This window comes from Phocicoccus pinnipedialis (assembly GCF_903994035.1).
In the GTDB taxonomy this organism is placed as follows: domain Bacteria; phylum Bacillota; class Bacilli; order Staphylococcales; family Salinicoccaceae; genus Phocicoccus; species Phocicoccus pinnipedialis.
Map to the genome: position 1 here is coordinate 214099 of NZ_CAJEWB010000010.1, position 11732 is coordinate 225830.

Consider the following 11732-nt stretch of genomic DNA (forward strand, 5'->3'; position numbering starts at 1 on the left):
TCTCTTTAAGTGTAAGTCTTAAGGTTCTAATCTGTTTAGTAATCTTGGGAATGGTGCAGTTTCTCTCACATGCTTCACTCCACTTAACCATGCAACAGTTCTTTCAAGCCCAAGACCGAATCCTGAATGTGGAACAGAACCGTAGCGACGAAGATCAAGGTACCATTGGTACGTATCTACGTCCATATTTAATTCTTTAATACGCGCAAGTAACATATCGTAATCAGAAGTACGCTCTGATCCACCGATGACTTCACCGTAACCTTCAGGAGCAATTAAATCCGCACACAATACAGTTCTTGGATCTTCTGGGTTTTCCTTCATGTAGAATGATTTGATTGCTTTTGGATAGTTTACGATGAATACAGGCTTGTCAAAGTGGTTTGCAATCGCAGTTTCATGTGGTGCGCCAAAGTCATCGCCCCACTCTATATCGTCAAATCCTTCTTTGTGAAGGAAATCAATCGCATCTGTGTAAGAGATTCTTGGGAATGGTGCTTTGATTTTTTCTAAAGCAGTGATATCTCTATCTAACGCTTCTAAATCAAGTTTACAATTCTTTAAAACTTGTTCTGCAAGATATTGAACATACTCTTCTTGAAGTTTTAAGCTGTCTTCGTGATCGTAGAACGCCATCTCTGGTTCAATCATCCAGAATTCAATTAAGTGGCGTCTAGTTTTAGATTTTTCAGCTCTAAATGTTGGACCAAATGTAAACACCTTACCATGAGCCATTGCAGCAGCTTCTGCATGTAACTGACCACTCTGTGATAGGTATGCATCCTCTTCAAAATATTTCGTGTGGAAGAGCTCTGTAGTCCCTTCTGCTGAGCTTGCTGTTAGAATTGGTGTATCGATTTTTTTGAATCCATGGTCAAAGAAGAAATCATATGTGCTTTTGATAATCTGATTTCTAATGCTCATAACAGCATGTTGTTTTCTTGAACGTAACCATAGATGACGATTGTCTAATAAGAATTCAGGACCGTGTTCTTTAGGAGTAATTGGATAGCCTTCAGCAGCTTGAATCACTTCTATAGCAGTAACTTCCATTTCATATCCAAAACTTGAACGGCCGTCTTCTTTAATTTTACCAGTAACAAACATTGAAGTTTCTTGTGTTAAATGTTTAGCTGTTTCAAATAAATTTTCGTCGTTAGCTTTAACAACTACTCCTTGCATAAACCCTGTCCCGTCTCTTAATTGAAGGAATTGAATTTTTCCGCTCCCTCTTTTTTGCAGCAACCAACAACCAATAGTTACTGTTTTACCATTATGTTTTGGTACTTCGTTAATCGTAATCTTCATGAAATAATCCTACTTTCGTATATTTTCTAGTTTTTCATTAATAAATATTTTGAGACGATTCATTGCCTCATTCAGCGTGTCTTCATCAACTGCATAACTCAACCTTAAATTGTTTGGGTATCCAAATGCAGATCCCGGAACTAAAGCCACATGTTTCTCGCTGAGTAATGCTTTTAAGAAGTCATCCACTGTATTAAATCCACACTTTTTTGCAGTATCTTTAAAGTATGGGAAAAGGTAAAACGCACCCTGCGGTTTAATGCACTCTACATAAGGTAATTCTACCATTTTTTTATAGGCATTATCGCGTCTTTTTCTGAATAATTGATTATATTCATCTAAAAATGTGCGTTCCATATCGTATGCTGCAACTGCTGCATATTGTGCGGGTGTTGAAACGCTTGACACGAGTTGGCTTTGCAACTTCGTAATTGCGCTGATTACTTCACGGTCACCACACGCGTACCCTACTCTCCAACCTGTCATTGCATGTGATTTACTGACACCATTAATGACGATTGTTTTTTTCTTCATTTTCTCTGACATTGATGCGATAGAAATATGTTCACCATCGTAGACTAATACTTCATATATTTCGTCCGCAATCACAATGATGTCTTTATCATCTAAATAATCGGCAAGTGCTTTTAATTCCTCTCTTGTATAGACAGACCCTGTGGGATTATTTGGTGAGTTTAGTACAAGTATCTTTGTTTTTTCCGTCATAAATTGATCGAGAATCTTTGGGGTTAACTTGTACTCATTTTCTGCCGTTGTATGTGCGATTACAGGTACCCCTTCAGCTAGCTTCACTTGCTCTGTATATGTCACCCAAAACGGATTTGGAACTACAACCTCGTCACCTGGATCTAGTAGGGCCATAAATATGTTATAAAGTACTTGCTTTGCTCCAGATCCGACAAAAATTTCGTCTAAATCATAACTAAGTGCATTGTCTCTTTGCATCTTTTCTTGAATCTTTAGTTTTAATTCCGGGAGCCCATCCGTAGCGACATACTTGGTATTACCTTGTTTTGCCATCGTGTTTGCATAATGTATAATCTCTTCTGGAGTTGTAAAATCCGGTTCTCCCACAGAGAGACTAATAACGTCTATACCCTCATTTTTTAGACATCTAGAAAGGTTTGTTATTTCGACTGTTTGACTTCTTGATAGTGTTTTAATTCGTTTGGAGATTTGCAAACAAGTCACCTCTTTTCGTATTTACTTAATTATAGGTCGGATAGCCAATCATTAAAAGAATATCTATCTTGGTAAGTAATATTATCCTTCTCGAAATATTTTAAGAAAGCATTACTATAATTCTTCGTCAATAATCTCTCATCAAAGAGAATGAGCTTACCTTTATCCCTATCTGTGCGTTTTAGACGGCCTAATATTTGTCTAAAGATAAAGACAGCTTCTGGTAAATCTTTTCTATAAAAGTTTTTAAAGTTATCTTTTTCAGGTACAGGAAATGGAAGTTTAGTTAAGAACATGATCTTTTCATCAGTGTTTTCTATGTTGACCCCTTCTGTAAAAGATGACGTTGCTAGCAGCAAGCAACGATTCAATTGATTGTATTGAATTAACAATTTGTCTGGTGGAATTTTAGGTGTCTGTTTTAAGACTGGAATGTCGTTAAATAGACCTGTATCCATCATCATTTCGTATGTCTCATTCAGTTGTTCATAATTTGTGAAAAGAATAACGGCTTTTTGATTCTTGCTTTCAAGCAGAAGTGTCATATAATCAATCAAATCAAGCATGAAGTTATCTTCATTTTTGTAATTTGAGATATCATTTGGAATAAATAGTTCGACATATTTAAACAAAGATTCAGATCTGATGATATGCTCCTCAAATGAAGATTCACCGAACCATTTCTCTAGATGCTTAAATTCCCCTTTTACTTCTAAAGTTCCTGAAATGAGCACTTGGGAATCAATCTGCTGTGCTTTTTTGTAAAGGGCATCTTTGGAATCTTTCAAAACAATAAATTCTGTCTTAGTATGATTTTTAGCTCGTTTAATTTCGAACGCATTCTTATTAATTGCATGTAGAATCTTAGAAAGCTTTATTTTATAGTTGTGAAGGTAGTTAAAGAGATTCTGAAACTCTTTAGTACCAAACAACATGTTAATAAACATATTAACTTTCTCTATTGATGTATTGATATATTTTTTTGCAAGTTCAATATCATGGTTATTGAATGCTTGATAGATGATGTCGATACATTCACTGATTTCGGAAATGATTGTATCAAAATAATGTCCGTTTTGAGATTCGTTGTGTTTTAAGTAATCCGTCAATAACTGGTCTTTTTTATCCAATCCAATTTGACTCATTAAGAATTTTAAGTCTGGATATTTAAAGGTCTCCTTCAGACTTGTCTCTAGAGCACTTTTAAGCTGATGTGCCTCGTCGACAACAATATGTGCGGTAGGAATTGCCTCTAAGCAATTAAACAAATAATAATGGTTCGTAATGACGATATTAGAGTTTTTAGCACGCTTCAGGGATTCTTGGTAAAAATAATCATTTGAGGTACTGTTTTGATTCAATGCAGATATATAATACATCCGTTCTGGTCCCCTAAGATCTATTTCTGATAAATCACCAGACAGGGTCTCTTCTAACCAGACAAGTAACTTTAGTTTTAGCATCATTATCTCTTGATTGTCATTACCGAGCTTCATGAGCGTGTTTACTGCTTCTAGGTCAACATAGTTGCCCTTACCTTTCAGCATTGAAATATTGTAGTTTTCAATATTAGATGATTTTAATAAATCTTGTACAGAGTTAAAGAACAGCTGGTTTTGTAAGAGTTTCTTACTCGTTGAAATGAGTACTTGGTTCCCTGTCTCATCACTATAAACGATGCTTGCGATTAGCATGGCTTCGCTCTTACCAAGTCCTGTATAAGCTTCAATCGCTGCTTTCTTATTATTCTTTAATGCATCATAAATAATATAAATCAGTTCAAGTTGTTCATCTCTATGCTTAAAGTTTTTGTACGTTAAGAAAGCCTGGTATAACGACTCAATCTTAAAATTATACGTATCTTCTTTATAAACATCTAGTTTACGGACCAATATATCGTCTATGCGTATTAATTCATCATTGCTGATCTCACTTGTACTTGAAATAGATGAAAACAGAAGACTCGCAATGTCATCATCTAAATATTTTGCGATCTTATACATCCTGATTTGTGTGTGACGGTTTATGTTTGACAGCTGACTAAAAATGCACAACAAGAGATGTGCGGTTGCCTTAGCATCATCCAACGCACGATGTGCGCGAATGAGTTCAATACCCAGTGATTCGGTCAACGGTGCTAATTGATATGTACGCTCCATTGGATATATGATTTTAGATAATGTTACTGTATCGAGTTTTTGAATCGGTGTATAATCGATACCTTCATTTTTAAAAGCGTTTCTTAAAAATGTGAGGTCAAAACTCACATTATGTGCAACGAATGTACAGTCCTTAATCATCTCGTATATTTCACGAGCCTTAGATTTAAATGTCGGTGCATTTTTTATCATATCGATAGTGATATCTGTCAGCTCAGAAATAAATGGAGATATGTAATCCGTGTCACAGAAAAAAGTGCTGTACTCATCAACGATTTCTCCGTTTTCTACGAATACAACACCAAATTCTAATATTTTATCAGTATTAAAGTTGTTACCAGAGGTTTCTAAATCTATTACTGCGTATCTCTGATTTAACATAGTTTTTCACCAAATTTATATATTTAAGTCTGCACTCATAATAGTTCTTATTTTACCCGATTCGTCATAAACTTTCAAAAATCCACGATCATCAATATCAACTGCTTTTCCCTTGAATTGTTCGTCAAGAGTCGTGAAAGTAAATTCATTGCCAAGGGCGTTCGAATATTTGAGGTACTCTTCTCTCACTTTAGAGAATGGAACAGATCGGTATAGACCATAATAATGATTTACTTTTTTAAGCAATTGATGTGTAAAAACCTGGATGTTTACCTTAGATTCAAAGACATCTGAAAGTGTGATGGCAGTCTCAACTAACTCATGTCTAGTAGGGTTTAGGTTGATACCAATACCTAAAATAATACCTTCCTCATCGCCAGAGTTATAATACTCGGTTAATAAACCACTTACTTTTTTGCCATTTAAATAAACATCGTTCGGCCATTTTAAAACGATTTCATCGGTATAATATTTAAATGTCTCTACTAGAGCGAGTGAGATAAATAGATTAAAAGCAGATAGCCTGTCTCTATCGACATTGTCTTTAAAGACAAAAGATCCGTAAAAACCACCATTGATTGGTGATTTCCACTCTCGTTTAAAGCGACCAACTCCATTTGTCTGTTCTTCAGCAATAACAACAAAGTTCTTGCTTTTTAAAGAAAAATATTCTTTAGCACGAGTCTGTGTTGAATCCACAGATTTTTCAAAAATGACTTCATTAATGTATTTTAGGTTTATTTCGAAATTATCTATATTATGAATAGTTTTCTTGCTCATATTTAACCCACTCTAGAATGTCTTTTTCGTTGTTCATTAAGCGTCCCATAATGACTTCTCCTTCGATTTTCGAAAGGAGTTCTTGTAACCATGGGCCACCGCGTTTATTTAACTTTTCCATTAATATTCGACCATTGATTTTAAGTTCAGAACGCTTTTTTATTGGTAATTTCAGCTTTTCGTTTTGTGCATCCTTTAACCTTTTAATTAATGATTCATCAAGTATTGGATTCAATTCTAACAATATTAAAGTGTTATCTAAAATTTCGTCAGAATATTTATATGCAATCCTTTTTGACTCTAAATTACCTCTAGCTTCATCTAATAATCTGAGGGAGTTATTAATATAACGTGTTTCTTTATTAGAAAGCTTTAAAACGTTCTTATAAGCCATGGTTCTATCTTTGATATGCTGTACGATAATTTCATCTTTTAGACTATGTGCGTTTGTATTTATAATTTCCGCAGCAGATAATGAATTGAAAAATGGAATCTGCATATACATATTTGTATTTACAAAAGCTTTTTTAGCTTCATTAACATTCTTACCTTCGTATAGTTTTTTTAACTCTTTAACGATGCGTTCGATTGATACATGCTTGATTAGAGAGATATTTTTTCTAATTGCGTTCTCAGTTTCTTTAGTTAAAGTGAAATCAAGCTGCGAGATAAACCTAACGGCGCGTAGCATTCTGAGTGCATCTTCATTAAAACGCTCGTCAGCAATACCAACGGTTTCTATACGTTTATATTTTATTGCAATGTGTCCATCAAATGGATCCACGATATTCATATTCTTATCCATCGCAATAGCGTTCATTGTAAAATCTCTTCTAGACAAGTCTTCTAATAGAGATGTCGTAAAACTAACTGAATCGGGTCGTCTATGATCAGTATAGCTCGTTTCTGTACGATACGTCGTAACTTCAATTGGTTCATTATCAAGTAATACAATTACAGTGCCGTGTTCAATACCAACATCTATAGTTTTTTTAAAAAGATCTTTAATTGTATCAGGTCGTGCATTGGTCGTAACATCCACATCATGGATTTCACGCCCCATATAAAAGTCTCTGACAGAACCACCAACAAAATACGCGTCAAAGCCATGAGTTTCTAGAGTTTCTAGGACGAATTTTGCATGGTCAAATTTATTCATTATCATTCACCGTTAGGAGTGACTGATATGTTTCTAAATATTCGCCTACAATTTTTTCTTCGCTAAATCGTGTTTTGATATCTTCAATCATCGCTTTTTGGAATTTTTGGTATTTGTTTTCGTCAGTTAAAAGATCTATCGCGTATTGTCCAGCAGCTTTATAGTCACCAACTTCAACTATCATTCCTGTTTCACCATGCTTAATGACCTCTTTTATACCACCAGCACTTGAACCAATTGGTACACTACCACAGTTCATTGCTTCTAATAAAGCGAGTCCAAAGCTTTCTTTCTCGCTTAATAGCATAAATAGATCACTCATCTTATAAAGAGATACAACGTCTGATTGTTGGCCAACAAGCAATACTTTGTCTTCAATACCGAGAGATTTGATGATGTTTTTCACATTGATTGCTTCCGGTCCATCCCCTACGAGTACGAGTACGGCATCAACGTGCTTTTGAACTTCACCAAAAGCACGAACGATTGTATCAATACGTTTTATTTTTCTAAAGTTGGATGAATGCATAATGACTTTAGTATCCTCGTGGATACCATATCGTTTTTTCATCTCTCTTTTTACTTCCTCGCGATTATCCATGTTAAACTTGTCTTCATCAACAAAGTTATAAATAGTGATAATGTCTTTATTTGGATGCAAGATATCTAATGTCTCTTGTTTCAGGCTTTCTGAAACAGCTGTTGTAATATCCGACTTCTCGATTCCAAATCGTATTGCTCTTTCTAGCGATCTATCATGTCCTAAAACAGTAATATCTGTTCCATGAAGTGTCGTTACTATCCCAACCTTACGCTCAGCCATATGGTTAGCGAGAATTCCAGCAACAGCGTGTGGAATCGCATAGTGCATATGTATGACGTCAAGTTCTTGTGTATCTATTACATCTGCAATTTTAGAAGCTAATGTAATGTCATAAGGCCTATATTTAAATACATTGTAGTCATTGATTTCGACAGTATGAACATATATGTTTGGTACGTTTCCTGATAGGCGGAACGGTACACTGGAGGAAATGAAATGGATTTCATGACCGAGTTCAGCCATCTGTAATGCGAGTTCAGTTGCAATAATACCACTACCTCCAACACTTGGGTAACATGTTACTCCAATTTTCATAAACCATACCTCCCTAAAGTTATATAAATATAAGTATAAATGTAATTTAATCGTTTGTGAAATTAAAAAACCGCCAATACAGGCGGTTTTAGTTGTTTCTTGCAATTAATATTAGACGGAAAAGCTCAGCAACTGCAACTGCTGTTGCTGCGACATAAGTCATTGCTGCAGCGTTTAGTACTTTTTTTGCATGTCTATATTCTTTTTCATCGACAATGTTTAATTGTTGAATCTGTCTCATTGCTCTGTTAGATGCGTCAAATTCTACAGGTAAAGTAACTACTTGGAACAACACTGAGAATGCGAATAACGCAATCCCACCCCATAGTAGATAAGTACCTAGTGTTGGACCTGAAGTTTGTATACCGACAGTTAGTACAATACCTGCCATGATCAGAATAAACGAAAATTTACTTCCGATATTCGCGAGCGGGAATAAAGCTGAACGGAAGTTTAAGAAGTGATATCCAGTCGCGTGTTGGATTGCGTGTCCAACTTCGTGAGCTGCAACAGCAGTGCCAGAAACACTTGGTTTGTCATAGTTATCAGGAGATAATACAACAACTTTTTTACCTGGATCATAGTGGTCAGTTAAACGACCTTGTCCTCTTAATACTTCTACATCATAAATACCATTTTCTCTAAGAATCATTTCAGCGACTTCTTTACCGGTAAGTCCACTTGTAGAACGTACCTTAGAATACTTGTTAAATGTTGAAGTTACATTCGCTTGAGCCATCATCGGCACAATCATTAATATAACAAAATAAAGAATATACATTAACACTATAATCTCTCCTATCTTTCTAATATGATTTTACTTTATGTGACAATTTAAAGTCAATCATAATGGTCTTTCTCTTGGTGATACGAGTATAAATAAAAGTACTAATACGATCACAGTGAGCCAGAAAGAACAGTATCCAATGTGTTCAGCAAATCTATCTAAACTACCGTACTTGGGATATTGCATATAGACGTAATCTATGACGTCGTTATGGAACAGCCAGATTGCTGTTATAAATAGATCCCTCATCTTAATGTGCATATGTGGAACAAAAAGAAGCGCTTGGACTGCCATTAAGCTGTGAGAGCATATGAGCATGAGACCAACGTTCGTTACATATCCTATTTCAATGAAGTATAAGAAGTTCATAATGACTGCCCAAACACCGTACTTAATTAGCGTAGTAAATGTGAGTGCATCGATTAGTCCCGAATGTTTTTTTATGAGGATTAACACAATTAATACACATAAGAACAGAGTTGCTGTGGGACTATCAGGGACAAAAGGCCAAAAATACCACGGCGTATTGGATAATTGTCCTTTATACCAATAATATCCATATATTGTGCCAAGGAAATTGGCAACTAATAGAAGCATTAAGAAATGTTTATTGAACAATAGTCTATATATTAAAGTAAACATATATTCACCTATTAAAAAACCCTCAAGCACAGTTGTGTTGAGGGTTATATGATTTATTCTGCTTTGTCTGTAAGTTCAAGTTTAGAGATGAATTCAGAAATCTTTTCAATTTCCTCATCAGTTAACTGATCTTTAAATGCTGGCATTGAGCCACCACTATCAACCGTACCATTCTCTACAAAAGCTTGTACGTGCTCTTTAGTTAGGTCTGGTGTAACTAAGTCAGGTCCTGAACCTCCTGTAAGTTCTCCGCCGTGACAGCTTGTACAGTTTGTTCTTACTAACTCATTGAACACTGGATCTGAATCATCTAGATTAGAAAATACGATTTTACCTTGAGCTTTTTGTGCATCCCAATCATGGTATGCAACAGATTCCCAAGTTGCGTAGAAAATAACACCTACTGCAAGTAACATCATACCAGTAGCAACAGGACGTCTTTTCCAATCTCTGTGTTTGGAACCATCTAACCAAGGTGCAAGCATTAATGCTCCAATTGCAAGCCCTGGAATAATGATTGCTCCAATCACGTTAAATGGACCAGATGCATATGAATACTTCAGAATTTGGTATAGGAAAAGGAAATACCAGTCTGGAAGTGGAATATAGCCAGTGTCAGTTGGATCTGCAATTCTTTCGAGTGGCGCTGGATGTGCAACAGTTAAGCACAAGAAACCTACTAAGAAAATTGCTCCAATTAACCATTCTTTCAATAGAAAGTCTGGGTAAAATTCTTCAGTACGACCAGGAAACTCAGAATAATCTCTGTTAAGTTTTGGTTTTTCGTACTTTAATACTCGTGAGTCTCCAACAAATGTTAGACCTTTACCGCGTTTCATTTTTTCTACCTCCCCTTTAGTGTCCTATAATGGACCTGCGATTCCTTGTCGACGTATTAAAATGAAGTGGATTCCCATTAATACAAACAACGCTGCAGGTAGGAAGAATACGTGAATCGCAAAGAATCTCGTTAGCGTTTGAGCTCCAATGATTGTCGCATCTCCTGCGAGTAATGTTTTAATCCATTCTCCGATAAATGGAACTGATTCAGCAATATCAAGTCCAACTTTCGTTGCGAATAAAGCTTTCATGTCCCAAGGTAATAAATAACCTGTGAATGCAAGTCCCAGCATTACACAGAAAAGTAATACTCCAACAACCCAGTTTAATTCACGTGGTGATTTATAGGCACCTGTAAAGAATACTCTTAACGTATGTAAGAACATCATTACAACTACTAAACTAGCACCCCAGTGGTGCATTCCGCGTACAATCATACCAGCCGCAACGTCATTCTGTAAGTAGTATACAGAATTCCACGCGTTTACAATGTCCGGTACATAATACATTGTTAAAAACATACCAGATAAAACTTGGATAACAGTAATAAAGAATGTTAATCCACCAAAACAATATACAAATGCTGAGAAGTGATAGGCAGGGTTTACGTGCTCTGGCACTTCATGGTCAGCTATGTCTCTCCAGATTGGTGTGATATCGATTCTATCGTCAATCCAGTCATAGATACGGTTAAGCATTGAACTCCCTCCTAATTACTTCACTAACTCGTTTTCAAATCTTTTACCAATTGTAACAAAACCATCTTTATCGCCAACTTCATATTGGTCTAATGGTCCACGTGGTGGCGTACCAGGTACGTTGTTACCGTCTTTCGTGTACAGGCCATTGTGACATGGACAGAAGAACTTATCTGGGTTACCATCGTCTCCAGCCCAAGTAACTGTACATCCTAAATGCTTACATACAGGAGAAAGCGCGATGAGTTTATCTCCATCTTTGTAAACCCATGCGAACTCTGTAACTTCGCTTTCATACCATGCATCTTTTTGGTTATACGTGAAATCAACCTTCGTTGGTTCTTCTGTTATCTCACTCACCTTGATGCTCGTTTGAATATCAGACCCGGCTGCTGCATCTTTGAACAGTGGATCAAGTGCGAATCTACCCATAGGTAAAATCATTCCGGCTGCCATAAAAGAACCGACACCCATTAATGAATAGTTTAGAAATTGGCGTCGTGTAACTTTACTTGACATTCCTTTTCCCCCCTCGAACTCTACAAACTTTTTACATATTTATAACTAAGACACATTAAGTTTATCCTATTAAAACAGCACGGTCAACATGACAATTCACTTTTTAGACAAACTTTTT

11 protein-coding genes are annotated in these 11732 nt (G+C 35.9%); all 11 read right to left on the reverse strand.

The features are described from left to right. Positions 1–18: 18 nt before the first annotated feature. Positions 19–1308: an asparagine--tRNA ligase gene (asnS, locus tag H9D55_RS05295; protein WP_186077505.1), complete on the reverse strand. Its 1290-nt coding sequence runs from the start codon at positions 1306–1308 to the stop codon at positions 19–21. A gap of 9 nt (positions 1309–1317) precedes the next feature. After that, positions 1318–2511: a pyridoxal phosphate-dependent aminotransferase gene (locus H9D55_RS05300; protein WP_186077506.1), complete on the reverse strand. Its 1194-nt coding sequence runs from the start codon at positions 2509–2511 to the stop codon at positions 1318–1320. Positions 2512–2540: 29 nt separating this feature from the next. After that, positions 2541–5051 carry an exonuclease domain-containing protein gene (locus H9D55_RS05305; RefSeq protein WP_186077507.1) on the reverse strand — a complete coding sequence of 837 codons (2511 nt, stop codon included), beginning with the start codon at positions 5049–5051 and terminating at the stop codon, positions 2541–2543. 15 nt (positions 5052–5066) lie between these two features. After that, positions 5067–5831 carry a biotin--[acetyl-CoA-carboxylase] ligase gene (locus H9D55_RS05310; protein WP_186077508.1) on the reverse strand — a complete coding sequence of 255 codons (765 nt, stop codon included), beginning with the start codon at positions 5829–5831 and terminating at the stop codon, positions 5067–5069. Next, positions 5809–6990: a CCA tRNA nucleotidyltransferase gene (locus H9D55_RS05315; RefSeq protein WP_186077509.1), complete on the reverse strand. Its 1182-nt coding sequence runs from the start codon at positions 6988–6990 to the stop codon at positions 5809–5811. Before H9D55_RS05315 ends, H9D55_RS05310 begins: the two co-directional genes overlap by 23 nt. After that, a complete protein-coding gene (bshA, locus tag H9D55_RS05320; RefSeq protein WP_186077510.1) occupies positions 6983–8128 on the reverse strand; it encodes an N-acetyl-alpha-D-glucosaminyl L-malate synthase BshA in 1146 nt (381 codons plus the stop codon). Before bshA ends, H9D55_RS05315 begins: the two co-directional genes overlap by 8 nt. A gap of 88 nt (positions 8129–8216) precedes the next feature. Then, positions 8217–8909, reverse strand: a complete 693-nt coding sequence (locus tag H9D55_RS05325) for a zinc metallopeptidase (RefSeq protein WP_245202371.1) — start codon at positions 8907–8909, stop codon at positions 8217–8219. A 63-nt stretch (positions 8910–8972) separates the two neighbouring features. Then, entirely contained in the window at positions 8973–9557 is a 585-nt protein-coding gene (locus tag H9D55_RS05330) for a DUF1405 domain-containing protein (protein ID WP_186077511.1), read from the reverse strand. 53 nt (positions 9558–9610) lie between these two features. Further along, a complete protein-coding gene (locus H9D55_RS05335) occupies positions 9611–10396 on the reverse strand; it encodes a menaquinol-cytochrome c reductase cytochrome b/c subunit (protein WP_186077513.1) in 786 nt (261 codons plus the stop codon). A 24-nt stretch (positions 10397–10420) separates the two neighbouring features. Continuing rightward, the gene (qcrB, locus tag H9D55_RS05340) at positions 10421–11095 is read right to left on the reverse strand and encodes a menaquinol-cytochrome c reductase cytochrome b subunit (protein ID WP_186077515.1); all 675 of its coding nucleotides are present in this window, start codon (positions 11093–11095) and stop codon (positions 10421–10423) included. 15 nt (positions 11096–11110) lie between these two features. Then, entirely contained in the window at positions 11111–11614 is a 504-nt protein-coding gene (locus tag H9D55_RS05345; RefSeq protein ID WP_186077517.1) for a QcrA and Rieske domain-containing protein, read from the reverse strand. Positions 11615–11732 lie beyond the last annotated feature (118 nt).